A 23913-nucleotide genomic window follows, 5' to 3' on the forward strand; every position below is an offset into this window, starting at 1 on the left:
TGCCGGCGCTACGGCTGGGGGTGGTGTAAACGCACCGTCTCGAGTTCGATCAGCGACCGAGCGCCCGCAGCCTTCGCGGCCTCCTGCGAGAAGCGTTAGTCCGAATTCTGTTCCTGTTCCCGGCGACCGACGAACGTCTGGTACTTCAGGTCGTCGTCGCGTAGCTCCTCTAGGATACGTTCGACGAGAATTTCATCGGGGTCGTGGAGACCCGAGACCCGCTCGGAGAGCTCCTCGAAGCTCTCGAAGGGCTTTCGCTTTCGCTCGTCCAAGATGCTGTTCCGGAGCTTCTTCCCGATCCCCGGCAGGAGATTCAACTGGTGAAGCCGCAGGGTGATCGGCTGGGCGTCGTTGTAGAAGTCGACGAACCGCGACTCGTTCTCCTCGACGAGGTCGGCGACGACGTACTCGAGTTCCGACTGCGCGCCCGAGGAGAGGTCCTCATACTCGACGCGGTGGGCCTCAGTCACGACATCGCGCTCGGCGGGCGGTTCGACGGTGACTTCGCTACCGATCGTGAGCCGTTCGTCCTCGTCGAAGGCGACCTGATAGAGCTGAAAATCCTCGATCCCGACGGCGTAGCCTGCCGGTGACTTGGCGTACTGCGGTCGGCCATCGTCCGACAGCCCGTGTGCGAGGTAGTCCAACACGACCGCGCGACGAACGTCCATCTCATCGCCATCAGCTTCGCTCATTGGTTTACGGTACGGCGACGCCGTACTTAAAGAGTGGCCCGCGTCTACGGCGCCGCTCGAGGAACGCGAACGGACGAGGCACCGCTACCGCGTCGCTCGATCACGGCGCCCAGCGCCAGACTGGCAGTTCGACGCTCGCCAGCAACCCGAAAAACGTGACGAACACGAGCGCCGAGGTCAGCGCGATGTCTTCGAACTGCGCCACGTGGGCCTCGAGCGCTCACCGCAGACACGTCGTTCCGCGAGTTCGCCGACGGTCAAAACGACACCGCACTCAGGCGTACTGGGCGACGACGTTGAGAATCTCGTCGAGTTCGTCTCCCGACAGCGAGTAGCGCTGCTGTGCGTAGACCGACCGGAGCTCGTCTCGGTCACGCGGCAGGAGGTTCGCGATCTTGTAGGCCGTCGGCTCGTCGACTTTCTCTATGTCCTGTAGGTCGTCGACGAGCGCTTGGGCCTCTTCGGGCTCCAGGACGGCGAACCGATTCGCGTGTTCGATCGCTCGCGCGAGCTCGTAGCGCAGCTCGCGATCCTCGTCCATCGCGCGTTCGGCTTCGATGTCGGCGAGCAGCTCCTTCGTCTCCGAGACCGTCAGGAACTCCTCGTCGACGATCTCTTTGAAGATCGTCATCCCTGATTAGATCCGGCTCTTCTCCTGATTCTGTGCGCGCAGGTGGGCCGCGGTGACGAGCAGCGTCTTGTCCTTGCCGCCGTCGTTGATCTGGACCTTGAACGCGCTGCCCTGTTTCCCGACGACCTCACCGGTGCGACCGTCGAACCGTGGGTGGAAGCGACCGTCCGAGACGCTGGGGTCGATCTTCAGGTGGACCTTCTCACCTGCTTCGTACTCTTGGATCGCGCGCTGTGGCGGCGAGGTGCCGCGATCTCGAGGGTCGTTCGCGAGCTTTCTCCGCGTTCCCTGACGAGGGCCATTGGACTTCGGCATAGTCGTACGACCGGATTGTCCGGTGACGGTTATAAAACACACGTATTACGCCCACCTTTTTGGACCTCGGGATTCCTCGCTGCGCGAGGAACCGCTCGGGGCAAAAACTTAGAGCAGAAAACCCGCGCTCGCTTATTTGAACCCTTCGCTAGCGAGGTGATAGCGCAGGAGCCGTTCGAATCCCTCGAGATAGGCTTCGAGGTCGACGCTGTCGATCTCGGGCACGAACTCGGAGGCGTGCTCGTATTCGGCGTTCCAACGCTCCAGAAAATGGTCTTCGACGCCGGACTCGTCGATCGTGTCGACGACCGAGGCGACCGCCTCTTCGGTCGGCTCGCGTCGTATCTCCCGAATCCGATCCGGCGAGACGATCCCGTTCTCGAGGGCGTGGACGACGACGCCGGAACTGCAGTCGCCTTCGGCGAGTTCCCGCTTCCACGTCGAGACCCAGTTGCCGATGCGGGCCATCCGCTGGGTTCGATCGCAGATCCGACGCAGCAGCGAGAGTTCGCGGGCATCGAACGACGGCGCGTTTGCGAGGTCGATGTCCGCGTACACGAATAGCATCATGTTGTGCACGTCGTGTGCCCAGAGCTCCCGTTCCGAGACGAGGGCGGGGTTGTCATTTACGAGATACGAGTATTCGACCGCCCGAAAGACCCGCCGGAGATCGAACCGAAAGAGCTCCGCGAACTCCGCTGATCGAGGCCCGGATTCGTACAGGGCCTCGAACTCGTCCCAGACGGCCGTCAGGAACCGAACGGTTTCACCGTCGACATCGCGACGCGACGGGTCGGAGCGTCGGTCGTCGAACGGTATCTTCGTCAGTTCGTCGAACGTCGCCCGATCGCCGTGTTGCTCGGCGACATCGTCCGCGACGACGGCGAAAATCGTAGCGACCAGTTTCGCGTTGCGGACCGCGCGTGCGCGACCGTCGTCGACACACGAGAGTCGGACGCTCGGAAAGAGGTGATAGAGCCAGCGCCAGAGAAAGCGGTCCCTGTCGGCAGCGGTCTCGTCGTACGAATCGATCAGCGGGAGGACGGTGTCAGGGAGTTCCTGTCGTCGAACGGCCTGAACCGGATCTCCGTCGTCTTCGAAGGAAAGGGGTCGAAACTCGTTCAGCATTACGAACATGATGTTATTCGGATGTAATAAAGTTATATATTCATACATTTACAATAGTGAATAGTCCGACCGATCGGTCCGATCGTGACCGTCGCCGAAGACAGCTATAGCTATAGCTATCCCACTGGCTCCGAATGTGGGTGGTATGACGGAAACCGCTGGTATCCACGCGCTACCGGTCACGGTCGAGTACGGCGGCCGAGCGATCACGATCACCCCCGCAGTCGTCGAGACCGACCGCGGGCTCGTTCTCATCGATGCCGGTCCCGAGGGGACCGTCGGCTCCCTCGAGACACACCTGACGAGTCTGGGATACGAACTCACCGACATCTGGCTGGTGGTCCTCACGCACCACGACGGAGATCACGTCGGCGGTCTGGCGGAACTGCTCGAGCGCGTCGATGCGGTCGTCGCGACCCACCGCGAGGAAGCGCCGTACGTCTCGGGCGAGCGCGATCCGATCAAGGGCGACGGGGATCGCTATCCGCCGGTCGGCGTCGACCTCGAGCTGGTCGACGGGGTTCGGATCCCGACCCTCGGTGGCCCGATGGAGGTCGTCGCGACGCCCGGCCACGCGCCGGGTCACGTCTCGTTGTACTTCCCGGAAGGGAACCTCCTGATCGCCGGCGACGCGCTCGTTGCGGACGTCGGTGAGGGAACCGACGGTGACGGACCGCTCGATGGACCGAAACCGCACTTCACGCCCGACATGGACCGTGCCACAGAGTCGGTCGGCTCGCTGGCCGCACTCGAGGTCGATCACACGCTGTGTTATCACGGTGGATACGTCGACCAGGGGTCCGAACGGATTCGAGAGATCTACGAACGGCTTCGGGAGTGAGCCGCGAAGGGGACCGAAGCGGAATTCTCATCGGTCTCGAATCCCAATCGCCGATCAATGCGTCTCGAACTCCGCGTCTGTCAGCACTGTCTCGATGGCGATCACGGCAACGAACAGCGGACGGCGCTTCTCAACGATATGGTCAACTGCGCCGAGCAGATCAAGAAACACAAGGAAGTCATCGATCTCGACGAGGTGCACATCCGCCGTGTCCGGGACGACGAGCCTGGGAAACCGGCAGCGCTACCGGTCGTTTCGGCGACGATCCAGAACGACCAGATCGTGCTGAACGACACGCAACTCGTCGCCGAAGGACAGGACGGGAACATGCTGCTCTACGCCAACCCCGACGACGTGCTGACGGTGCTCGCGGGGAACTTAGACGAGATCAGTAAGGCCGTCACCGAAGACGTGACCGTCGATCTCTCGCCGATCGGTGCCGAGATCGTCTCCGAGGCCGATCTGGGAGCGAACCGGGACGACGAGCCGCGCTAACGGCGTCGGTCGGCCGTCGATTACGTCGCCGGTCGCTTGATCACGCCGTACTGGTCACCGAGTACCTCGATCGCCGTCAGCGCGAATCCGATGAGCAGCGGGCCGACGGACAGGCCGATCGGACCGAGGAGGGAAGAGCCGCCCAGAATACCGACGAAGATGACCGCCGAGTGGAGGTCCGAGCCGCGATCGATCACCATCGCTCGCAGATAGTCGTCGGTCACGGCGACGGACGTGAGCTCCCAGATGATGAACGCTAGGGCCATCATCGCTCCCGTCAGCAGGGCAATCTCGGGCACGCCGGTCACGAAAAGGGCGACGCCCGCGAGGTCCCCCTGCACGAACGCGACGAGGACGTGAGCCGTGAGAATCGCCCACGCCATGTCGTTCGTCGCGGTCACCAGTTCGTCGTTCACGCCCGGCGGGAGCGGCGTGCTCTGCCGTATCCAGTCGAACTCCCGCGGCGAAAGGCGTTCGGGATGGTAATGCCGGAGTCGCGACTAGGGGCTCGTGAGGGGGTCGAATCGGCGAAAAACGGGTCGCCGTTAGATCCGGCCGACGTTCTCGACGCCGACGCTTTCGACACCGTCGACATCAGCGAAGTTCTCCTCGACGGTCTCCGTCCCGCCCGCGCCGTCGGGGACGATCACGGTCGGGTAGAGGGCGACGAGCCCGAACGCGACCTCGTCGCGTTCGACGCCGTTGATCTTCGCGCCCTCGGGGAGGGCGCTCTCGAGGCGCTCTTGGAGCGCGTCGAGGTCGATATCGGGGCTGTCCGGCATGACCTTGATTTTGGCAGCGACTTTTCCCATAGTGGACCTTATGGACCGGTGAATCCGCAGTCGGGACACTCGTAGAGGTTGCTCTGCTTGCGGCATTTGGCACAGCGGTAGATCTGCTGGCCGCAGTCGGGACACTTGAACGCCGCGGCGTTCGTACCCGCGATGTTGAGCCCACAGGAGACGCAGGAGCGCGTCTCTCGGTCGTCGGTCGTACTCATACACCCTCCTTCCCGCCCGCCGTTTTTAACGGTTGTCTTTCGACCGCTCCCGATCGATCGCCCGTCGGCGGGAAACGATGGCAGACCCCTTCGGCGTCGATCGGCTCCGACTAGCGCGTTTTCAGAGCCGGAAAACGCGCTGCCGGATACTTATTACTCGGGACCGACGGTGAAAACGAGGTTCGGTGGTCGACGCCCGCTCGAACCTCTGCCTCTGACATCCTTCGCGGAACTCAACATTCAACACCGTGCCGTCCCTACCTCGAGTGAATGCGCCTCGACGACTACATCGAGGAGTTAGAGCCCGACGAGGAGGCCGAACGGCGCCGCCTCGCTAAGGAGAAGTCCTACGCGATCACGGACCACTTAGCGGAGTTCGAACAACGGTTCGACGACGCGCTGAGCGGCGACACCCTCGTCGGCTCGACCTCGCCGTCGATCTTCGTCGGGCGGTCGAACTATCCGGATATCCCCGTCGGACTGCTCTCGCCCGTCGGCGACGAGGACGCCGCCGAGGAGTACGTCACCGACGGCGACTGGTACCGGCAGGGGTACGCCATCGACGACGTGCTCCAGCGCCGGACGGGCCTGCTGAACTCGAGCAAGCGCGCCAACGTCGACTCGCCCTCGATTGCGAGCCGACTGACGCCGAACGTCCACGACGCCTGGGACGGCTTCGTCGGCGTCCAGCGCGAGGTCGCCATCGCAGACCGGCCGGTCGATCTCGAGATCGGACTGGACGACACGCCGGATCTCGGCCTCGATACCGGCACCGACGTGGCGACGCCGCGGGGACCCCGCGCGAACGCTCGGAACGCGGACCTCACTGAGAACCCCCACGTCCCCCGACCGGTCAAGAAGACCTTAGAAGATGACGACTGGCAGGCCGAGGGGGCGATGACCTACCTCTACCGGCGCGGCTTCGACGTCTACGAGATCAACTCGATCCTCTCGGCGGGGGCGCTCGGGCAGACGAAACAGCGCCGACTCGTCCCGACGCGGTGGTCGATTACCGCGGTCGACGATACGGTCGGCAAGTACCTGCGCGGGCGCATCCGAAACGCGCCCAGCATCGACGAGGTGCAGGTGTGGGCCAACGAGTACGTGGGCAACCGCTACTGGATCGTCCTCGCGCCCGGCAACTGGGAGTTCGAACTCGTCGAGATGAAAGCGCCCGGCAGCATCTGGAACCCCGACCCCGAGGACAACGTCTGGATGGCCAGCGCCTCGGAGGGGTACGAGGGGCGCTCGAGCTACGTCGAAGAGACCGCGGGCGCTTACTACGCAGCGCGACTGGGCGTCCTGGAGCATCTCGAGTCGATCGGTCGACAGGCGAAGTGTCTTGTCCTGCGGGAAGTCTCCGACGACTACTGGGCCCCTGTCGGCGTCTGGCAGGTCCGCGAGAGCGTCCGCAACGCCTTCGACGGCGAGTACGGCGAAGCGGAGACCTTCCACGAGGCGGTCGCGGAGGTGGTGACGCAGTTGCCGGTCTCCCACGCGCGGCTCCGGCGGAAGTCGGAGCTCGCGGCCGGCCTCCAATCGAATCTCAGCGCGTTTTTGCGATCGAACTGAGACCGGCGGCCGGCGCGACGAGCGTCGCCCTATCGCTCCGTTTCGACGAGCGTCGCCTCCCGATCGACTGCAGCCGGGTCCGGGTCGTTCTCCGGTGGGGCCCCCTTGAGGTCGTTCGCGACCGTCAGCACGGCTTTGAAACTCGCGAAGACGACGGGGCCGACGAACAGGCCGAGCACGCCGAACAGGTAGATGCCGCCGATGACGCCGACCAGGGCGACCGCCGGATGGAGACCGGAGCCTCGATCGACGAGGAGCGCCCGTAGGTAGTTGTCGACGACCGCGAGAACGACGATCCCGTACCCCAATAGGAGCGAGCCGCGAACGAGTCCGCTCGCGGTCGCGTGTGCGACCGTGACCGGTCCCCAGACGAGCCAGACGCCGACCGTGGGGAGAAACGAGACGAGGACGAGGATCACCGCCAGCGTGGTCGCGTACGGAACGCCCAGCAGCGCCAGCCCGACGCCGCCGAGGACGCCCTGTACGACCGCAACGAAGACGTGGCTGCGGAGGACCGCCCAGGTGACGGTGTGAATCTCGTCGAGCAACCCGTCGAGCACGCGACGCTCGAGCGGCGCGACCGTTCGGAGCCAGTCGACGACGGCCGGCCCGTCGACGAGCAGGTAGTACAGCAAGAAGACGAAGACGATCGCGCCGATCGCCGCGTCGATACCCGCCGACACGATGCCGACGGTCCGAGCGAACGTCAGTTCGGCGGCGCTCGAGAACGCGCCCTCGATTTCCGACCGCACGACGGTCTCGAGGACGGCGACGGAGTCCTCGCCCAGCCCGAGTTCGGTCCGCGCGAGTTCGCGGCCGTACGCGGTGATCCGCTCGCCGTCGAACGACGCGACGGTCGAGGCCGTCGTCCGGAGCACGACCAGCGACACGAGCAACAGCGGAACAACGCCAGCGACGAGCGCGACCCCGACCAGCGCGAGGCCGGCGACCCGCGAGCCGAGTTGGGGGACCAGGCGCTCGTAGGCCGGTCGGAGGACGACCGCGAGCAGGCACGCCGCCAGGGCGTACTCGAGCACCGGCAGGACGACCAGTCCGGCGAGCACGCCGAGTACGCAGACGAGGAGGGCGAAAACCGCCGTCCGCGCGTCCATATGTCATCCACTCTATTCGAACGTATAAGTGTTGATATACGTGACTGTATCCGGGGCCGAAAGGACGACGGGCGTCGCGCGTGGAACAGCGCGATACGATTAGAGGTTCTCGTATGCCTCAGTGACCAACGCGCCCGTCTCGTCGACGATCTCCTGCCAGTTCTCGTCGTCGGGCGCGATGCCGAGCAGCCGCGCGATCTTCATGATCGAGACGTGGTAGACGACCTGTCGGCCGGGTGCTTCCTCCCAGATGACGACGTTGCAGGGGAACAGCGCCCCCATCTCGTCGGTCACGTCGAGCACTCGATCCGCGATCGCCGGATTGCAGGCGCCCAGGACGTAGTAGGGGTCGCGGTCGGCGTCGACCTTCTCGTTGAGCAACTCAGACGGTGAGAACTCGGCCGGGACGCCGAAGCCGACCTCGGTGAACACCTCGCGCGTGTGCTCGATGGCGTCCTCGTGGTCCATCTCGAGAACCGCGCGGTGTTCCCCGTAGTCTTCCGGATCGATCTGCGTCGGGTCGATGGGCAGCGTCATGCACGACGGTTGGTCGTCCGGTCCCTTATATCTCGCTGGCGGCGTCGCGATGCGGTCACTCCCCGGCGCACGATAGCGGTAGTAGGGGGCTATAACGGTATTGGGAGCCACTCCAGATATCGCAGCAGTCGCGTCGGATCGAACAGCGGCTCGTGTAACACCAGCCAGTCGAGGAGGACGAGGCCGCCGCCGTGGGCCAGCACCGACGGCAGAATGGAATCCGATTTGTAGTCGACGGCGCCGAAGAGGACATCCGTCGGTCCCGACAGCAGGAACTCGACCGGCGGCTTCCCGGAGTGGTGGAGCATGTAGACGACTGGGCTGATGAAGACCGCGCCGAAGCCGATCTCTCGGACGCCGACGCAGAGCAGCCCGCGGTAGTAGGTCTCCGCGGCCAGTGCGAGCACCATGAGTTTGATCGCGTGCGGAACGAACGCGCTCGGCGCAGCGGAAGTCTCCCAAATCGGATAGAACGCGCGGATCGTCGGGAACGTCGAGCCGACGAGATAGAACGGGAGCACGAACAGCGCGAGCAAGACCGTATTCCGAAGCGCGAGCCGATCGACGCGCCAGCCGATGCGCCGGCCGTGGGAGAGTCCCAGCGCGAGCGGGCCGGCGATCAACAGCACGATATCGATGACGACTCGCCGGTTGAACTCGGTCGGGACGAGCTGGGTCCAGACCAGCGCGATGACGGCCCCGACGAGTAACGACTTCTGTACCCAGGTCAGTCCCGGCAGGCGTCGATACCAGCTGCTGTCGCGGTGATCCGACTCGGAGGCCACAGTGTTACTCGTCGGCCGTCGGAACCGGCCCGGTACCGATCACGTCACGAACGTGGCGTTCGAACTCCTGATGGCGTTGGAAGTACGTCTCGTCGACCGACTCGAGAACGTCGGACAGTTCGCGGGGGCCATCAGGCGTCCGGATGATCGCGTCGCCCTCGAGGCGGTCGACTTCGCTCTTCTCTTTCGGCCAGGTCAGTCGCGAACTCACGCGGGCGAGCGGCGCGCCTTCGACGCGAGTTCGCTCGCCGAGTGCGACCGCCGGCTCTGCCTCGTCGTCCTCGTCGCTCATGAGCGTTCGTTTGCGAGGGCGGCGATTCAACCTTTCGTTTCGGGTGATCGATCCGCGATCCGCCCTCGAGCCCGTCGCCGAACGGCAGCTACCAATAAGTATTTGTTGTCCTACACGTGTCTGACGTATCGTTTTGTGGTGGGGTACCGAACATTCCCGTATGACAAGCCTGACGGAGGTCTACGACGGGACCGCTCGGGGGGTGACGAGTCGTCGACTGTACGCGGGAACGACGCTCGTCCTGTTCGGGGCGCTCCTGGCCGTCGTGGCCGTCCTCATCGCGACGACCGACCTCTTCGGCGGCTACGCGGTCGATCTCTCAGGAGATCTGGCCGCCCAGTTCGCGACCGTCCGTGCCGCGGGGGTTTTGGCCGGACTCAGCGTCCCGACCATTCTCGTCGGGGTTTTCGTCGTCCTTCCAGCCGGCCGTCGGGTCCGGGCCGCCGCGGTTATCAGTGCGAGTCTCTGCCTGTTCGGGGTCGCCCTCTTCTGGCACGCTTACCCCCACCAGTGGCGGTACGGCAGCGATCAACTGACCCTCGAGGTCTCCGCGGTCTACCTGCTCGGACTGCTGGCCGCGGTCTGGTGTCTGTTCGCCGCCGTCGCGACGTTCAAGCGGCGCAACGACCCCGGTGGGAACCTCGAGATGAACGTCACTCGCCACAACCAGACCGTCCTTGAGGTCGAGGACTCGAACGACTCGTACGGTCTCGGCGGCATCGGGTTCTTCGGCGGGACCCCCGACGGAGATGTCGACACGCAGACCAACGCGGACTCGAGCGATCACCGCTCCACGCCGTCGGCCGGCGGTCGAACCGCGGGCTCTGCTCCCGGCCGGCGCATCGGCACCGCGACCAGCGACGGCGGTTCCGCCACGACGGACATCTCCTCGCCGCTCGATGCCGGCGACGGTCGCGACGCCGAAATCGTCGAGTCGCCGACCGAGCGACCGGACGCACCCACGGATCGCTACTGTGGCAACTGCGCTCACTTCGAGTACGTCCGCTCCTCGGACGGCATGGTGCCCTACTGTGCCCGTCACGAGACGGCGATGGACGACATGGACGCCTGCGAGGAGTGGACGCCGAACCGTCGACACCGATAACGGTCATCTCGCGGGTGCCACCGGTTCTAACCGACGCTTGGAACCGAGATAATCACTGCATACCTAAGTGGATTCTCGGTGCTGGCTAGCACGGGACCGAGAGATGGGGAAGGAACTATTCCGTGGCCGATACGTCTGGTCGAGTACGACGCCGACGGTCGCCATCGTCAACGCGATCGCCGGCATCGAAAACGTCGAATCGACCGAGCTCCCGGCAACACTCGACACGCACCTGTACGATCACGTGGATCCGGAAGCGCTCGATACACTCGTCACGACCAGTTCGGATCCCGAACTGTCCTTCGTCGTCGACGACTACCGCGTCGAAATCGACGGGAATCAGCTCTCGATCACGCCCGACGCGGATCGATAATCGAGATCCCGTCGCTCCGGCCTGGCCGTCGTTTACGGCCCAGTTACGGGCGGTGACGATCAGATGCCGAGTAATTGCCGGCCGAGCTCGAAGCCCCGCTGTGGAAACTCGAGTGCGATCATGCCGGCGAGCAGCAACTCCCCGCCCGTGACGACCACCATCATGAGGTCGGCGCGTTTACTGCTGACCGCGACCCCGATCGGCAGCCCGAACTCCTTCTTCCAGACCGGATAGAAGAGCGCGATCCCGCGCTTGCTCCCCGCGACATCGAGGATGTAGTGGGTCAACACGCCGATCCAGACGTACTCGAGGTTTCCGAAGACGTACGGGAACGCGACGAAGCCGACCAGAATCGGGAGGTTGTGCAGCGTCTTCCGGTGTCTTCCGAACGCCGTGTCGACGTCGGGAAAGAGCGCACCCAGCGTGACGGGCACGCCGATCATGACGATCGTCCTGAACGTCTCGAGATCTCCCGCCGGCTCGAGCAGATAGCCAAGCCCGATGCTCAACAGAACGGCATTCAGCACGTGTCCCTTCTTGTTCATCTACCCGACCCTGAGGCACCGATCCGGGAATAGTTTTCTCTCGCGAAAGTCAGTGTTCGGCGAGTGTAACGGGGCCGAACAGTAATGGGGTGCGGGCGGCATGGCTTCGCGGTTTGCGGACGATATCAGCGCGAGTCGAGTTCGGCGAGCAGATCCTCGAGGGCCTGATCGACCGTCTTGGCGCGAACGGCCGCGCGGTCGCCGTCGAACTCGTAACGGGAGACGGTCGCGTACGACTCCTCGCTCCCCCAAGGAGCGGCGTACGCGACGCCGATATAGACGGTCCCGACGGGCGTCTCTTCGTCCCCGCCGGTGGGGCCGGCGACCCCAGTCGTCGAGACCCCCCACGTCACATCCGCGACATCGCGGACTCCCCGGGCCATCTCGCGGGCGACCGGTTCGGAGACCGCGCCGTGTTCGTCCAGCGCCTCGCGGCTGACCCCGAGGTGGCGGCGCTTCGCGTCGTAGGCGTACGTCGCGAGCCCGGCGTCGAAGAAGTCGCTCGCGCCGGGTATCGCGGTGATCGCCGCGCCGATCAGCCCACCGGTACAGGATTCGGCGACGGCAAGCGTCTCCTCGGCGTCTCGGAGGGCGTCGCCGACGTCCATCGGCAGATCGCGGTCGATGTCGTCGTTCTGTCGCATGGCTCGAGAAACGATCCGGTGGGTTGTCAAATCGTCGGGAGGCACGGTTCGCTGTAATTCTGATGTAGAGTTATTAAATATATCTAATTATAGTAATTGTTTTATTTATTCAACCAAGGGTTTAGCAAGGACATCAATGGAAGGAATCGGAAGAGTCTCGAGACGGTCGGTGATCAAAGGAATCGCCAGCGGCAGTGCCATCGGTGGAAGTATCGGGACCGTCAGTGCGAGCGATCGTACGGTACCGGATGACAACGAGGTTTATATCGTCCTCGGCGGTGGTCCCGGACTCCGTTCGCGACTCGCGAGCGTCGGGTTCGAAGTACTCCACGAACTGGCAGACGGGGCGGTCTTCATCGTTCGAGGACCGAAAGCGAAGCGCGACGAACTTCGATCGATGGCGACCGTTACGGACGCCGTCGCGAACGAAACGTACGTCTTCGATGACATCGAACAGAGCGAAGGCCAGGAGGTACGGGGAGACGACCCGCTAGCCGAGAAACAGTGGAACCAGCAACTCGTTCGGGCGGACGTAGCACACGAGCGAGCGACGGGTGAGGGAACGACGATTGCGGTCATTGACTCCGGCGTCAGTTTCGACCATCCGGATCTAGCGCCCCGGATCGACACCGAGCGAAGTCGACTCGTTCGGAACGCGCACGTACACAGTGGAACCGATCGAGTACGAACGGCAACGAAACCCGGACAGATACTGAAGCCGACCGAGCAGATCAGACGGCCCGTCGCCGCCGACGTCGATGGACACGGATCCCACGTCGCCGGTATCGCCGTTGCACCGCGTAACGACTCCGGAATCATCGGAATGGCTCCGGATGCATCGGTCGTTTCGCTACGGACGATGTATTTCGATCCCGTCTACTCCTACGGCGGGACTACCTATAGCCAACTGATCGGAACGCTGGCGGACATGCTCATCGCGATCGATTACGCCGCCGACATCGGCGTTGACGTGATAAACGCTAGCATCCGAGGAATCCGACCGAACGACAGCCGTGCGTACGCTGCGGTCCGCCGCGTCGTACAGTACGCAATGCAGCGAGGGGTCGTGGTCGTGGCCGCTGCCGGTAACAGAGGTGTTAATGTCGATCGAGAGTCCGCATATGTTCTCCCAGCGGAAACCCCCGGAACGGTCACCGTCGCAGCGACCGGGCCGTCCGATAAACGCAGTTTCTACTCGAATTACGGGAACGGAACGGTTGATGTCGCTGCCCCCGGGGGCGGTTACGAGACACGAGCGAAAACGTGGACGACAGATTCGGAGGTTGTCGAGTATCCGTCGCCGACGAACTACGTCCTCTCGACGGTTCCCGAATCGATCTACGGGAAACGGTACCTGTACAAACCCGGAACGTCCATGGCAGCACCACAGGTCGCGGGACTCGCCTGTCTACTCCGTGAACTCGCGCCCGGTCTCCACCCGCGACGCGTGCGACAAGCGATCGCACAGGGCGCAGTCGACCTTTCGGGAGACTATACCGACGGCCTCGGAACCGGTCGAATTGACGCACCAGCTGCGATAAAACGGATTTCCGACCGGCTCTAGCGTCCTCCTGACGGAGAGCAGTGAGGTGTTCGGTTTCGGACCGAATTAGGCCGATCCGGGAACGGATAGGAAGAGCGAAAGGACCCCCGCTGTATACCGTCACCCATGAACTACGAGACGCCGCTGTTCTTCCGCGTCATGGAGTACGCGGACGCGGCGGACCGCGACGTCGTCGACATGGTCAGCGGCAACCCCGACTGGGAGCCGCCCGAGGCGCTGCGGGAGGGCCTGCGCGAGTACGCCGACCTCGAGCCGGATCGCTTCCAGTATCCGCCAAGCGAGGGGCTGCTCGAGTTGCGAGAGGAGATCGCCGCCCGCCGCGGCGTCGACGCCGAGCAGGTCGTGGTCACGAACGGCACGGGCGAAGCGAACTACCTCGCGATGGCGCGGGCGTTAGAGCGCGACCGCGGCGACGAGGTCCTGCTGACCGATCCCGTCTACCCCTACTATCCGGGGAAGACGACGATGCTGCGCGGCAGGCAGTCGTACGTCGAGACGGACGAAAGCGGGCAACTCGATCCCGAGGCCGTCCGCGCGGCCGCCAGCGCGGAGACAGCCGCGATCGTGGTGAACACGCCGAACAACCCCACGGGAACGGTTTACGCCGCCGAGACGATGCGGGAACTCGTGGCCATCGCCGAGGAGTACGACGCCATCCTGATCAGCGACGAGGTGTACGACCACTACGACCTCTCCGGGCGGTTCGCGAGCGCGCTCGAGACCGAGTCCGCGCATCGAGTCGTCACCAATGCGTTCTCGAAGTCGATGGCGATCACCGGCGTCCGCGTGGGCTATGCGATCTTCCCGTCGGAACTCGTCGATGCAGCCAAGAGCCGCCACATGCTGGTCAACGTCGCGACCACCCGGCCCGGCCAGTACGCCGTCCTGAAGGCGCTCCGCGAGACGCCGCCCGAGTACCACGAGCGCAACCGCCAGCGGCTCCGCGAGCGTGTCGCGACGTTCACCGACGCGCTCGAGGCCGCAGGAGCCGAATACACCACGCCGAGTGGCTCGTTCTACGTGATGGCCCGCTTCGACGGCTATCCCGGGACTCTCGAGAACGTCGAGCGGCTGATCGACGAGGCCGGCGTTGCGGGGATGCCCGGCGAGGCCTTCGGCGACTCGCGGGCCGACTGGCTGCGGTTCGCGCTCGTCACGCCGCGGGTCGAGGAGGCAGCCGAGCGGTTAGCGGCGTTCTTCGATTGAACCGCCGTCCAACTCGGGCGCGAGCGCGCGGATCGTCACGACCGGTTGACAGTCCGGCCACAACACAGATGTGAGGCGACTGCCGACCCGAAGAGAGATGCTGCTCGAGGCTGTCGTCGTCGCGTTCGTCTTGACGCAGGCGGGCTATTTCGTCGTCAACTGCGGCTTGCTGACGCTGTTCGTCCGCCGACCCGTAGCGGAGATCGACGACACGACGCTCGCCCGCCTGGTCGCGGCGGCCGACGCCGAGAGCGCCGGTCGGTCGCGGCGAGTCGAAGCTGACGGCGGCCGTCGTCTGGCCGCCGTCGGACCAGCCGCGGCCGATACCCACCGCGGAGGATTACCGCCTACGAACGCGGAGTGTCGGCTTCCGCCGTCTCACGTCCGTCGGATCCGCGTCCTCGTTCCGATCTATCGCGAACGCTGGGAGACCCTATCGGAGACGCTCGAGAACGTCGCGGCCCAGCGGTACCCGACCGAGTACGTCTCGGTCGTCGTGATCTACGAGCCGACGGATACGACCGTCGCGGAACTGCGCGAGGCGTTCGCGGCGGCTCGGACCGACGCGCTCGACGGCGAGTTCGTCGCGGTCGACCACGACGCGCTCGCGGCCGATCGATCGCCGGGCGAGTGGTCGTTCGACGGCGTCGGCGTGCCGCGGACGAAAGCCGCCGCGCTCACCTACGCGTTCACGACCGGCTCGTTCGCGGGCGACGATATCATCACCGTCTTCGACTCGGACACGCAGGTTCCGCTCGACACGTTCGAGCTCGCCGTCGCCGGCCTCGCAGAGTACGACATCGTCCAGACCAAGCAGACGGTTCGAAACGTCGACGAGGGCGTGCTCCCCTTGCTCGAGTCGATGGGGATCGCGGCCTGGTCGGACATCGTCTACGCCAACTCGACCGACGGGCCGTATCAGCTCCTCGGGAAGGCCTATTTCACCGAAGCGCGGGTACTCTACGACATCGATCGGTGGCAACTCGACGCGGTGACCGAGGACATGGCGCTCGGGGTCGCGGCCCATCGAAAGGGGTACACGCTCGGCGTTATTGACCGGTACGTGCAGGACCTCTGTCCCACGACGTTCGACGCGTGGGTCCGACAGAAGCGCCGCTGGGTCCGCGGCCCGTATCGCCACCTGTTGACGCCGGGCTGGTCGGGCTTGGATCGCGGCCGCTTCTGGGCGGGGACGGTGGTGACGCAGCTACTATCGGTGACGAACGTCGTCGGGGTTCCGACCGGAGTCGTCGTCTTCGCCCTGACCGTCGCAGGTAGCACGGCATCGGTCGTGCCCGGGTACCTGCTGCCCATCGTGCTGTTCAACGCCGCCGTTTGGGCCTACTACAGCTGGCGCTCTTACCGGGCCGCCTGGGACGGCGTCGTCTTCGAGAGCCGCTGGGAACGCCTCGCCTACTCGGTGCTGTCGAACCCGTTCTCGCAGGCAGTCTACGCGACCCTGTGGGCCGTCCCGATCGCGCTGGCCGTCGCCGACGCCGTCCGCGGCGTCGCTCCGTCGTTCACCGTGACGCCGAAGCGCTAGCGTCGGCGGACGACCGACGCGAACGGCGCTCGAGGCCGATCGGCAGGGCAGCTTCGACGAGCCGAGACCGACGAATACTCGTGACAGGACGGGGAACCGTGGCGTATGAGCGGCATCGACGTCGAACCGATCGACGAGGACGAGGAAGCACCAAGGGACAGCGACGACGGCGTCTCCACCATCGAGGTGACGCCGACCGATTCGGTCGACGAGACCGGAGAGCGCGAGACGATCGACGTCGAGCCGTCCGAAGAGCCGATCGACGGCCCCGAGTACGTCCTCTACGGCGGGAAGGGTGGCGTCGGAAAGACGACGATGGCCGCCGCCACCGCGCTCGACAGCGCCCGCGCTGGAACGCCGACGCTGGTCGTCTCGACCGACCCAGCTCACTCGCTCTCGGACACGTTCGAGACGGAGATTCCCGCCGAGCCGGGTCGTATCCGCGACGACATCCCGCTCTACGCGGCCGAGATCGATCCCGAGGCCGCGCTCGAGCGAGGAGAGGTACCCTTCGGCGGCGCGGGAACCGGCGAAGACGATCCGTTCGGCGGAGACGAGGGCGGCAGCGATCCGTTCGCCGGCGGTGGCGGCTCACCGTTCCCCGGTAGCGAGGACGGACAGGGCGGACCGCTCGGCGGGATGGGGGAGCTACTCGGCGGCGAGTCGCCGATGGACGCCCTCTTCGGCGGTGCGATGCCCGGTGCCGACGAGGCCGCCGCGATGCAGCTCTTGCTCGAGTACATGGACGACCCACGCTTCGAGCGCGTGGTCGTCGACACGGCACCGACCGGCCATACCCTCCGGCTGCTCCAGTTACCCGAGATCATGGACACGATGATGGGCCGCCTGATGAAGTTCCGCCAGCGAATCGGCGGGATGCTCGACGGGGTAAAGGGGATGTTCGGCGGGGGCGAGGCCCCGGACGACGGCGAGGATCTCGAGGACCTGGAGGTGCTGCGCGAGCGCATCGAGCGGCTGCGAGCGGCGCTGCGCGATCCCGCGCGGACGGACTTCCGGATCGTCATGGTTCCCGAGGAGATGAGCGTCTTCGAGTCCAAGCGCCTGCGCCAGCGACTCGACGAGTTCGAGATTCCGGTCGGCACCGTCGTCGTAAACCGCGTGATGGAGCCGCTCTCGAACGTCACCGACGACGTGGAAGGCGAGTTCCTGCAGCCGAACCTCGACGATTGTGAGTTCTGCCAGCGGCGCTGGGACGTTCAGCAGTCGGCGCTGGCCGAGGCCCAAGAGCTGTTCCGCGGTACCGATGTCCGGCGTGTCCCCCTGTTCGCCGAGGAAGTTCGTGGCGAGGGGATGCTCGAGGTCGTCGCAGCCTGTCTGCGGTAGTGGGTGTTCGACCCCGTCTGCGTAGTTGGAACTCGACTACCAGCCAGGGGTTCGAGGATGAGCCATCCGAGTAGCGGTAAGGACACCGTTTGCATCCGCGAGCGCCAGAGGCGCGAGCGGGCCGACGACTGACCCGGAAAGCGCGGCGCTACGCGCCGCGGCGAGGCGAGCGGCAACGTCGCGAGCCAGGGGTAGGAGGAGTGCTTTTCATCAAAGTTTTGCCGAGGGTGCGCCCCCGGGCGCACCCGCAGCGCAAAAGTTCGTTAGTCGTCCGCGTGGAGCGGCTGTCCGCCCAGATCGGGGCGGCTCACGTCGCGGTCGGTCTCCTCACCCTCGATGTCGTAGGGGTACTCGCCGGTGACACAGCCGAGACAGAGGTCGATGCGCTCTTTCTCGAGCACCGCTGCGACGGCGTCGGTCGAGAGGTACGCGAGGCTGTCGGCGGCGATCTCGTCGCGGATTTCGCCGGTCGTCTTGTCGGCGGCGATGAGCTCCTCGCGGGTGGCCATGTCGATTCCCATGTAGCAGGGGGCGACGATCGCCGGCGCGCCGATGCGGACGTGGACTTCCTCGGCCCCGCAGTCTCTGAGGAGTTGGACGAGCTGCGTCGAGGTCGTCCCGCGGACGATCGAGTCGTCGATGACGGTGACCGTCTTCCCCTCGATGGTGGACTTGATCGGGTTGAGCTTCAGTCGGACCGCGCGCTCGCGCTCGTCTTGGGTCGGCATGATAAAGGTGCGGCCGACGTAGCGGTTTTTCATCAGCCCCTCTGCGAACTCGACGCCGTCGTCGTCGGCGTCGCGGGGGGCACCGTCGGCGGTCGTCTCGCTCGCCGCGTCGGCGTAGCCAGAGGCGAACGCGCGCCCGGAGTCGGGCACCGGCATCACGACGTCGGTCTCGACGCCGCTTTCCTCCCAGAGCTTGCGCCCGAGTTCGCGCCGGGCCTCGTAGACCAGCGTCTCGTCGATGACGCTGTCGGGTCGCGCGAAGTAGACGTGTTCGAAGAAGCAGTGAGCGGTGTTTTCGTTCTCGACGAGCTGATAGGTATCGAAGCCTTGGCCGTCATCTTGGAGGACGACGAGTTCCCCCGGCCGCACGTCGCGGACCAGATCGCCGTCTAACGTGTCGATCGCCGCCGACTCGGAGGCGAGGATGTACCCGTCCTCGAGTTCGCCGATGCAGAGCGGCCGGTTCCCTTGCGGGTCGCGAACGCCGAGGATGGTGTCGTCGTGGCTGATCGTCAGCGAGTACGAGCCGTGGATGCGCCCCATCGTGCGCTTGACCGCCCGGACCAGATCCTCCTCGAGGAGGTTCCGTGCGAGGTCGTGGGCGATGACCTCGGTGTCGCCGTCGCTGGTGAAGGCGTGGCCCGCGGCGGCGAGTTCGTCGCGGATCTCGTCGGCGTTGACGAGGTTGCCGTTGTGGCTGAGCCCGAGCGAACCGCTCTTGAACGAAACGGAAAACGGCTGTGCACAGGAGGAGTCGACGGAGCCGGCCGTCGGATACCGAACGTGCCCGATCCCGGCCGCCCCGTTGAGCGTATCGAGGTCGTCCTCGCCGAAGGCATCGCCCACGAGCCCCATTTCGACGTGGCTGTGCTGCTGGAAGCCGTCGTGAGTGACGATCCCCGCCGACTCCTGACCGCGGTGCTGGAGTGCGTAGAGCGCGTAGTACAACGGTCGTGCCGCGTCCCGACCGTCGAGTGAGACGCCGACGACGCCACACTTTTCGGTCATTCCTGTTCGCCGGGGAGTCTCGCCCCGCCCATCAGTCATGGGAGTCAGTAGGGCAGCGAGCCGATAAAAATCCCCGTGTTTGTGCTTCTTCGACTCGAGAGGAACCGCGTTGATACCCACGTTCGTGGATATGTTCGGCGGAACGACGCCGTGACGACGATTCGTCGGGAAGCAGCCGCGACCGATCGCCCCACCGCGGTTGGTCGACGTTGACTCAGCGACTGGATGCCCGGCCCACGCACGAACGTGAACAGCTCTCGTTGTATCGAGTTCGCGACGCACGCGGGTGTGCGAGGCACAGCGTTCAAGAGCGTCGCCTCGAGTCCAACTGGTATGCGACTCGAGGAGTACTGGGGTGTCGGCCCGAAGACGCGGGAGACGCTGGTCGACGAGCTGGGGCGGGAGGAAGCGATCCGGGCGATCGAGAGCGGCGACGTGCGGGCGCTCGTCGACGCCGGGCTCGCCCGCGGGCGAGCGACGCGAATTCTACGCCGCGCGACCGGGGGTGCGGGGATCGACGTGCTGTCGACGAGCGACGCCCGCTCGGCGTACAAGGAACTGCTCGACCTCGCGGTCGACCACGCGGTCACGCAGCGTGCGGCCGACCGGATCCGCGTGCTCACGCCGCTTGCGAGCCGCGACGCGATGGAAGATCGGCTCGAGGACGTGCTCGCCGCGCGGGACGCTTGGGCCGACCTCGCGGAGGGAGACCGCGAGGCGGTCCTCCAGGCCTACGAGCGCTACGACGCACGCGACGGCAGCGAGCACGCGGCCGTCGAGGCCGCGCTGGCGCTGCTCGAGGCCGGAGTCGACTCCGGGCCGTTCGCGGCGATCGCCGACCTCGAGCGCGACCGACTCGCCGAGGCGGCCGACGCGCTGGCGGCCCTCGACGGCGGTCGCGTCCGCGAGGGGGCCGACGAGGAACTCGACCGCCTCCGCGATGCGTTAGGCGCGGTCGAAGACATGGACGCGAGCGCCCTCGAGCTGATCGACGAACTGCGTTCGGAGGGCGTCCGGGACGTGGAGGGCTTTCGCCAGTCCTTCGAGGACCGCTTACTGAGCGAGACGGACGTGACGATCGATCGGGTCCGCAACGCCATGCCGGGCGACGCGACCGACGCGACGGACTTCGTCGGTGCCACGTTGCGAACCCTCCGGAGCGAACTCACCGCCGCGATCGACGAACGCGAGGTGTTGGTCGCGAGCGACCTCAAGGGGACGCTCGCGGAGAACCGCGACGCCGTCGATCGGGCCGTGTCGGCGGTCGACGACATCGCGCTCCACCTCTCGTTAGCGCGCTTTGCCCTCGAGTACGACTGCACGCGGCCAGTGTTTCGCGACGGCGAAGACGCCGCAGTCTCAGTCGTCAACGCCCGCAACCTCACCCTCGCCGCGCGCGACGACGAGTCGGTGCAGCCGGTCACCTACGCGCTCGGCGATCACGACGTGACGAGCGTCCCGGCCGGCGTGAACACGGTTCCCGACCAGGAACGCGTCGCCGTCCTGACAGGAGCCAACAGCGGCGGGAAGACAACCCTGCTCGAGACGCTGTGCCAGATCGTCCTGCTGGCGACGATGGGACTGCCGGTCCCCGCGGATCGGGCCGAGGTGACACCTGTCGACTCGCTGGTCTTCCATCGCCGGCACGCGAGTTTCAACGCCGGCGTCCTCGAGTCGACGCTACGCTCGATCGTTCCGCCGCTGTCCTTGGGCGGGCGCACCCTGATGCTGGTCGACGAGTTCGAGGCGATCACGGAACCCGGCAGCGCGGCCGACCTGCTACACGGGCTGGTCACGCTCTCGGTCGACCGCGAGGCGCTGGGCGTGTTCGTCACTCACCTCGCGGACGATCTGGAGCCGCTGCCGCCCGAAGCGCGCGTCGACGGCATCTTCGCGGAGGGACTGAATCCCGACCTCGAGTTGCTCGTCGACTACCAGCCCCGTTTCGGCACCGTCGGCCGGTCGACGCCGGAGTTCATCGTCTCGCGGCTCGTCGCGAACGCGAGCGATCGGAGCGAGCGCGCCGGCTTCGAGACGCTGGGTGAGGCCGTCGGCAACGAGGTCGTCCAGCGCACGCTCGCGGACGCCCGCTGGGCAACCGGCGAGTGATCAGCGCGACCCGTAGCGCTCGTCGTCGTCCGTCCCGGCTCTGTCGTCGACCTCCCGGCCCCACTCCGTTCGGTCCTCGCCGCCTCGCAGGCGGTCCTCGAGCCAGCGGTCGGACGGCGGGGCGTCCGCCACCCCCGAGCCGTCCGCCGACGAGTCGCCGTAGGTGTAGACGATGCCGACGTACTCCTCGCAGACGCGGGCCTCGAGATAGGCCTGCGCCGCTCGCCGGGAGAGGACCCCCATCTCGACGATATCGGCCAGCGCGGTCTTGGTCGCGCGAAACCAGTGCCTGATCGCGCCGTCGTCTGTGCGGTCGACCGCGACGATCGCTCCGCGGTCGCCGTTCCGGCCGTCACCCCACTCGAGCCAGCAGACGTAGTAGGCGTCGACCCGATAGGCCGCCGCCGGCGAGACGAGGTAAAGCGTCTCGTAGACGCAGGGATCGAGGTGGTCAGTCAGAATCCGGTCGCGGGTGACCGACGCCGCCAGTACCTCGCTCTCGACCGCGCCGTCGGCCAGCGGCGTCGACGCGCTTATTTCGGCAGCGAGCGAGAGCGTCTCGCCGCCCCAGTGGCTGTATCGGAGGTCGTAGCGCCCGTCCAGTCGCCGGTAGGCGACCAGCGCCCTATGCCCCATCGTCCACCCGGTCGGGACGGCACGGGTCGGTCGGTGCTGCGCTCGAGCGGGAGTCGATGTCGCGGGTCACGGGCGGTCTGGCCGCCCGTCCGTACTTGAACCTCCGGACGGGACTTCGGCGGACTCGATCGGTCAGTCGCAAGCAGCGGCGACCAGTTCGTGTCGGCTCGGATCACCGACCGGCCCATCGGCGTCGACCGGCTGCTCGAAACGGTACACGGTCACCGACTTGACGCCGTCGGGAGCGCGCTCGCAGAAGTACGCGGCCGCCGGCTCGAGGTGGGCGTCGGCACCCTGGACCTTCGTCCCGTACCGCTTCCAGAGCGTCGTCGGATACCGACTCATGGCGTTCGGCGGGCGGTCGAAGTCCACCGCCTCCCCGTCGACCAGATCGATCGCCGGCGCGGCCCCGCGCTCGGCTTCGACGACGTACCAGCTGTAAGAGTCCGGTGGATTCGGTGCGAAGAAGCCCCAGCTCGAGCGCTCGAGGACGCTTCCCTCGTCGTCTGACGGCGCGTCGACGAATCCCATCGCGGCCAGCTGCCAGCTCATCACCGCGAGGAGAAATCCGGCGAGAAAGATCGTCGCGAGAAGGCGAGTTCCGCGTCGAACGGAAGGAGAGACGGAACGCGGCAGCGGCGATCCGGCGTCGTCGTTTCGGCCCACGGGGAACGACGAGAGACGGCGCTCGAGCCGACTCCCCGAAACGAGCCGGTCGAGGCGGTCCCAGACCGGTGACGGGAGGTACAACAGCAGCGCGGCGATCATAACGAACGGGAAGGCTCCCAATCGCATCGTCGCGGCCATGCTGAGGTGAGCGCAGACGAACGCGGCGACGATCGCGGTTCGGAGTCGGCCGGTCGCGAGGACGAGCAACACCGACGCGGTCAACACCCCGGTCCAGAGCCAATTGATCGCGGTGAGCACCGCGGAGAGTTCTGCGACGGCCGGCCCGAGCAGATAGACGAAGTCCTCGAGTTGGAAGATGCGCCGGACCGCGACGCCACGCATCCACGCGTCGCTTCGAAACTTGAGGGCCGCGTTGAGCGCGTAGACGACCGCGACGTGGACGAGTACCGTCGCGGTCGCCGCCGAGAGTACGCGCGGCTTTTCGAACGCGCGCTCGGCGGCAGAGCCGCGCTCGAGCGGGCGACGATGGAGCGCCCACCGCGACTCGAGCGGCAGGAACGCGGCGAGCAGGAGCAGCGAGACGAGGATCGTATCGCCGCCGTTGACCAGGTACGGATTGCGGGCGTACAGCGACGCGAGGAGGAGCGCCGAGGCGAGCGCTGCGAGTCGGGACCGGTAGCCGACGAGCAGACAAACGGCGACCACAGCGCCGAGCGCGAACAGCAGGGTCTGGGCCCACGCTGCGCCCGAGAGTGCGTGGAGGGACCACCGCGCGAGTCCGGGAGACAGCTCCGCGAGCGCAGATCGGGGCAAGACGCCGTCATCCGTGTAAAACGTTCGTATCCCCGGCGCTCGAACGACGAGCAGGTCGAGGAGGACGACGAGCGCCAGGCCGATGCGGAACGCGGCTATCGCTCGCGGATCGATGCCGAGGCGTGACCGGGCGGCCGCTCGTAGCCAACGTGTCGGCGTCTCGCCACGGTCCGAAGCCGTTGTTTCGAGGTGCGGAGGTGACATGGGGACCGGTGGAACCGACTCCTGATTGTCAGGAGTGATATAAGTGTTTTCTCCCTCA

Annotated in this window: 26 protein-coding genes; 10 read left to right on the top strand and 16 right to left on the bottom strand. The window is 65.9% G+C overall.

What is annotated here, in order from left to right:
• Nucleotides 1-95 precede the first annotated feature (95 nt).
• From NKH51_RS07605 to NKH51_RS07620, 4 genes are all read right to left on the bottom strand, one after another.
• Nucleotides 96-695 carry a DUF655 domain-containing protein gene (locus NKH51_RS07605; protein WP_254764648.1) on the bottom strand — a complete coding sequence of 200 codons (600 nt, stop codon included), beginning with the start codon at nt 693-695 and terminating at the stop codon, nt 96-98.
• 274 nt (nt 696-969) lie between these two features.
• A complete protein-coding gene (locus NKH51_RS07610; RefSeq protein ID WP_254764649.1) occupies nt 970-1326 on the bottom strand; it encodes an RNA polymerase Rpb4 family protein in 357 nt (118 codons plus the stop codon).
• 6 nt (nt 1327-1332) lie between these two features.
• A complete protein-coding gene (locus NKH51_RS07615; RefSeq protein ID WP_254764651.1) occupies nt 1333-1641 on the bottom strand; it encodes a 50S ribosomal protein L21e in 309 nt (102 codons plus the stop codon).
• A 132-nt stretch (nt 1642-1773) separates the two neighbouring features.
• On the bottom strand, nt 1774-2769 hold the full coding sequence (locus tag NKH51_RS07620; protein ID WP_254764653.1) for a hypothetical protein: 996 nt from the start codon (nt 2767-2769) through the stop codon (nt 1774-1776).
• 145 nt (nt 2770-2914) lie between these two features.
• Between NKH51_RS07620 and NKH51_RS07625 the strand changes: the two genes are divergently transcribed.
• Nucleotides 2915-3610: an MBL fold metallo-hydrolase gene (locus tag NKH51_RS07625; protein ID WP_254764654.1), complete on the top strand. Its 696-nt coding sequence runs from the start codon at nt 2915-2917 to the stop codon at nt 3608-3610.
• Nucleotides 3611-3667: 57 nt separating this feature from the next.
• Nucleotides 3668-4105, top strand: a complete 438-nt coding sequence (locus NKH51_RS07630) for a hypothetical protein (RefSeq protein ID WP_254764656.1) — start codon at nt 3668-3670, stop codon at nt 4103-4105.
• A gap of 20 nt (nt 4106-4125) precedes the next feature.
• Here NKH51_RS07630 and NKH51_RS07635 read toward each other — a convergent pair whose 3' ends face one another.
• The 3 genes from NKH51_RS07635 to NKH51_RS07645 all read right to left on the bottom strand — a co-directional run bounded on the left by NKH51_RS07635 (nt 4126) and on the right by NKH51_RS07645 (nt 5105).
• Nucleotides 4126-4521, bottom strand: a complete 396-nt coding sequence (locus NKH51_RS07635; RefSeq protein ID WP_254764657.1) for an AI-2E family transporter — start codon at nt 4519-4521, stop codon at nt 4126-4128.
• 129 nt (nt 4522-4650) lie between these two features.
• Nucleotides 4651-4917, bottom strand: a complete 267-nt coding sequence (locus tag NKH51_RS07640) for an elongation factor 1-beta (RefSeq protein ID WP_254764659.1) — start codon at nt 4915-4917, stop codon at nt 4651-4653.
• An 8-nt stretch (nt 4918-4925) separates the two neighbouring features.
• Entirely contained in the window at nt 4926-5105 is a 180-nt protein-coding gene (locus NKH51_RS07645) for an HVO_2753 family zinc finger protein (protein WP_006184530.1), read from the bottom strand.
• 270 nt (nt 5106-5375) lie between these two features.
• Here NKH51_RS07645 and nreA point away from each other — a divergent pair, with 270 nt between their 5' ends.
• Complete coding sequence (gene nreA, locus NKH51_RS07650; RefSeq protein WP_254764661.1) at nt 5376-6677, top strand: DNA repair protein NreA; 1302 nt, start codon at nt 5376-5378, stop codon at nt 6675-6677.
• Between the two features lie 29 nt (nt 6678-6706).
• Here nreA and NKH51_RS07655 read toward each other — a convergent pair whose 3' ends face one another.
• From NKH51_RS07655 to NKH51_RS07670, 4 genes are all read right to left on the bottom strand, one after another.
• Nucleotides 6707-7789 (bottom strand): AI-2E family transporter, encoded by a 1083-nt coding sequence (locus NKH51_RS07655; protein WP_254764663.1) that lies wholly within the window; start codon nt 7787-7789, stop codon nt 6707-6709.
• A gap of 99 nt (nt 7790-7888) precedes the next feature.
• On the bottom strand, nt 7889-8326 hold the full coding sequence (locus tag NKH51_RS07660; protein WP_254764665.1) for a DUF302 domain-containing protein: 438 nt from the start codon (nt 8324-8326) through the stop codon (nt 7889-7891).
• Between the two features lie 89 nt (nt 8327-8415).
• The gene (locus NKH51_RS07665) at nt 8416-9111 is read right to left on the bottom strand and encodes a CPBP family glutamic-type intramembrane protease (RefSeq protein ID WP_254764666.1); all 696 of its coding nucleotides are present in this window, start codon (nt 9109-9111) and stop codon (nt 8416-8418) included.
• A 4-nt stretch (nt 9112-9115) separates the two neighbouring features.
• A complete protein-coding gene (locus NKH51_RS07670) occupies nt 9116-9403 on the bottom strand; it encodes a DUF5789 family protein (protein WP_254764667.1) in 288 nt (95 codons plus the stop codon).
• 160 nt (nt 9404-9563) lie between these two features.
• On the opposite strand from NKH51_RS07670, the gene NKH51_RS07675 reads away from it, so the two are divergent.
• Both NKH51_RS07675 and NKH51_RS07680 read left to right on the top strand, forming a co-directional pair.
• Entirely contained in the window at nt 9564-10508 is a 945-nt protein-coding gene (locus tag NKH51_RS07675) for a cell division protein CdpA domain-containing protein (RefSeq protein ID WP_254764669.1), read from the top strand.
• A 103-nt stretch (nt 10509-10611) separates the two neighbouring features.
• The gene (locus NKH51_RS07680) at nt 10612-10881 is read left to right on the top strand and encodes a HalOD1 output domain-containing protein (protein WP_254764670.1); all 270 of its coding nucleotides are present in this window, start codon (nt 10612-10614) and stop codon (nt 10879-10881) included.
• 59 nt (nt 10882-10940) lie between these two features.
• Here the strand turns inward: NKH51_RS07680 and NKH51_RS07685 are convergent, their stop codons facing one another.
• Together NKH51_RS07685 and NKH51_RS07690 are read right to left on the bottom strand one after the other, a co-directional pair.
• Nucleotides 10941-11426 (bottom strand): metal-dependent hydrolase, encoded by a 486-nt coding sequence (locus tag NKH51_RS07685; RefSeq protein WP_254764672.1) that lies wholly within the window; start codon nt 11424-11426, stop codon nt 10941-10943.
• Between the two features lie 125 nt (nt 11427-11551).
• Complete coding sequence (locus NKH51_RS07690) at nt 11552-12070, bottom strand: CinA family protein (protein ID WP_254764673.1); 519 nt, start codon at nt 12068-12070, stop codon at nt 11552-11554.
• On the opposite strand from NKH51_RS07690, the gene NKH51_RS07695 reads away from it, so the two are divergent.
• The 4 genes from NKH51_RS07695 to NKH51_RS07710 all read left to right on the top strand — a co-directional run bounded on the left by NKH51_RS07695 (nt 12069) and on the right by NKH51_RS07710 (nt 17727).
• Complete coding sequence (locus tag NKH51_RS07695; protein WP_254764674.1) at nt 12069-13634, top strand: S8 family serine peptidase; 1566 nt, start codon at nt 12069-12071, stop codon at nt 13632-13634. The two genes, NKH51_RS07690 and NKH51_RS07695, sit on opposite strands and share 2 nt — an antisense overlap.
• Before the next feature lie 105 nt (nt 13635-13739).
• Nucleotides 13740-14840, top strand: a complete 1101-nt coding sequence (locus NKH51_RS07700) for a pyridoxal phosphate-dependent aminotransferase (protein WP_254764676.1) — start codon at nt 13740-13742, stop codon at nt 14838-14840.
• A 97-nt stretch (nt 14841-14937) separates the two neighbouring features.
• Nucleotides 14938-16383 (top strand): glycosyltransferase family 2 protein, encoded by a 1446-nt coding sequence (locus tag NKH51_RS07705; protein WP_254764678.1) that lies wholly within the window; start codon nt 14938-14940, stop codon nt 16381-16383.
• 105 nt (nt 16384-16488) lie between these two features.
• Nucleotides 16489-17727 carry an ArsA family ATPase gene (locus NKH51_RS07710; protein WP_254764679.1) on the top strand — a complete coding sequence of 413 codons (1239 nt, stop codon included), beginning with the start codon at nt 16489-16491 and terminating at the stop codon, nt 17725-17727.
• Nucleotides 17728-17990: 263 nt separating this feature from the next.
• Here the strand turns inward: NKH51_RS07710 and purF are convergent, their stop codons facing one another.
• Nucleotides 17991-19463: an amidophosphoribosyltransferase gene (gene purF, locus NKH51_RS07715; protein ID WP_254765128.1), complete on the bottom strand. Its 1473-nt coding sequence runs from the start codon at nt 19461-19463 to the stop codon at nt 17991-17993.
• A gap of 333 nt (nt 19464-19796) precedes the next feature.
• Here purF and NKH51_RS07720 point away from each other — a divergent pair, with 333 nt between their 5' ends.
• Nucleotides 19797-21572: a MutS-related protein gene (locus NKH51_RS07720; RefSeq protein ID WP_254764680.1), complete on the top strand. Its 1776-nt coding sequence runs from the start codon at nt 19797-19799 to the stop codon at nt 21570-21572.
• Here the strand turns inward: NKH51_RS07720 and NKH51_RS07725 are convergent, their stop codons facing one another.
• Together NKH51_RS07725 and NKH51_RS07730 are read right to left on the bottom strand one after the other, a co-directional pair.
• Nucleotides 21573-22208 (bottom strand): DUF6735 family protein, encoded by a 636-nt coding sequence (locus NKH51_RS07725; RefSeq protein WP_254764681.1) that lies wholly within the window; start codon nt 22206-22208, stop codon nt 21573-21575.
• A gap of 132 nt (nt 22209-22340) precedes the next feature.
• The gene (locus NKH51_RS07730) at nt 22341-23855 is read right to left on the bottom strand and encodes an HTTM domain-containing protein (RefSeq protein ID WP_254764682.1); all 1515 of its coding nucleotides are present in this window, start codon (nt 23853-23855) and stop codon (nt 22341-22343) included.
• Between the last annotated feature and the right edge of the window lie 58 nt (nt 23856-23913).

Origin of the sequence: Natrinema marinum (genome assembly GCF_024296685.1) — an archaeon.
GTDB lineage: Archaea > Halobacteriota > Halobacteria > Halobacteriales > Natrialbaceae > Natrinema > Natrinema marinum.

Bases quoted from the DNA above. Each gene is read 5' to 3' on its own strand.
- NKH51_RS07605 (WP_254764648.1), bottom strand. From the start codon at position 695: ATGAGCGAAGCTGATGGCGATGAGATGGACGTTCGTCGCGCGGTCGTG.
- NKH51_RS07610 (WP_254764649.1), bottom strand. From the start codon at position 1,326: ATGACGATCTTCAAAGAGATCGTCGACGAGGAGTTCCTGACGGTCTCG.
- NKH51_RS07615 (WP_254764651.1), bottom strand. From the start codon at position 1,641: ATGCCGAAGTCCAATGGCCCTCGTCAGGGAACGCGGAGAAAGCTCGCG.
- NKH51_RS07620 (WP_254764653.1), bottom strand. From the start codon at position 2,769: ATGCTGAACGAGTTTCGACCCCTTTCCTTCGAAGACGACGGAGATCCG.
- NKH51_RS07625 (WP_254764654.1), top strand. From the start codon at position 2,915: ATGACGGAAACCGCTGGTATCCACGCGCTACCGGTCACGGTCGAGTAC.
- NKH51_RS07630 (WP_254764656.1), top strand. From the start codon at position 3,668: ATGCGTCTCGAACTCCGCGTCTGTCAGCACTGTCTCGATGGCGATCAC.
- NKH51_RS07640 (WP_254764659.1), bottom strand. From the start codon at position 4,917: ATGGGAAAAGTCGCTGCCAAAATCAAGGTCATGCCGGACAGCCCCGAT.
- NKH51_RS07645 (WP_006184530.1), bottom strand. From the start codon at position 5,105: ATGAGTACGACCGACGACCGAGAGACGCGCTCCTGCGTCTCCTGTGGG.
- nreA (WP_254764661.1), top strand. From the start codon at position 5,376: ATGCGCCTCGACGACTACATCGAGGAGTTAGAGCCCGACGAGGAGGCC.
- NKH51_RS07655 (WP_254764663.1), bottom strand. From the start codon at position 7,789: ATGGACGCGCGGACGGCGGTTTTCGCCCTCCTCGTCTGCGTACTCGGC.
- NKH51_RS07660 (WP_254764665.1), bottom strand. From the start codon at position 8,326: ATGACGCTGCCCATCGACCCGACGCAGATCGATCCGGAAGACTACGGG.
- NKH51_RS07670 (WP_254764667.1), bottom strand. From the start codon at position 9,403: ATGAGCGACGAGGACGACGAGGCAGAGCCGGCGGTCGCACTCGGCGAG.
- NKH51_RS07675 (WP_254764669.1), top strand. From the start codon at position 9,564: ATGACAAGCCTGACGGAGGTCTACGACGGGACCGCTCGGGGGGTGACG.
- NKH51_RS07680 (WP_254764670.1), top strand. From the start codon at position 10,612: ATGGGGAAGGAACTATTCCGTGGCCGATACGTCTGGTCGAGTACGACG.
- NKH51_RS07685 (WP_254764672.1), bottom strand. From the start codon at position 11,426: ATGAACAAGAAGGGACACGTGCTGAATGCCGTTCTGTTGAGCATCGGG.
- NKH51_RS07695 (WP_254764674.1), top strand. From the start codon at position 12,069: ATGGCTCGAGAAACGATCCGGTGGGTTGTCAAATCGTCGGGAGGCACG.
- NKH51_RS07690 (WP_254764673.1), bottom strand. From the start codon at position 12,070: ATGCGACAGAACGACGACATCGACCGCGATCTGCCGATGGACGTCGGC.
- NKH51_RS07700 (WP_254764676.1), top strand. From the start codon at position 13,740: ATGAACTACGAGACGCCGCTGTTCTTCCGCGTCATGGAGTACGCGGAC.
- NKH51_RS07705 (WP_254764678.1), top strand. From the start codon at position 14,938: ATGCTGCTCGAGGCTGTCGTCGTCGCGTTCGTCTTGACGCAGGCGGGC.
- NKH51_RS07710 (WP_254764679.1), top strand. From the start codon at position 16,489: ATGAGCGGCATCGACGTCGAACCGATCGACGAGGACGAGGAAGCACCA.
- purF (WP_254765128.1), bottom strand. From the start codon at position 19,463: ATGACCGAAAAGTGTGGCGTCGTCGGCGTCTCACTCGACGGTCGGGAC.
- NKH51_RS07720 (WP_254764680.1), top strand. From the start codon at position 19,797: ATGCGACTCGAGGAGTACTGGGGTGTCGGCCCGAAGACGCGGGAGACG.
- NKH51_RS07725 (WP_254764681.1), bottom strand. From the start codon at position 22,208: ATGGGGCATAGGGCGCTGGTCGCCTACCGGCGACTGGACGGGCGCTAC.
- NKH51_RS07730 (WP_254764682.1), bottom strand. From the start codon at position 23,855: ATGTCACCTCCGCACCTCGAAACAACGGCTTCGGACCGTGGCGAGACG.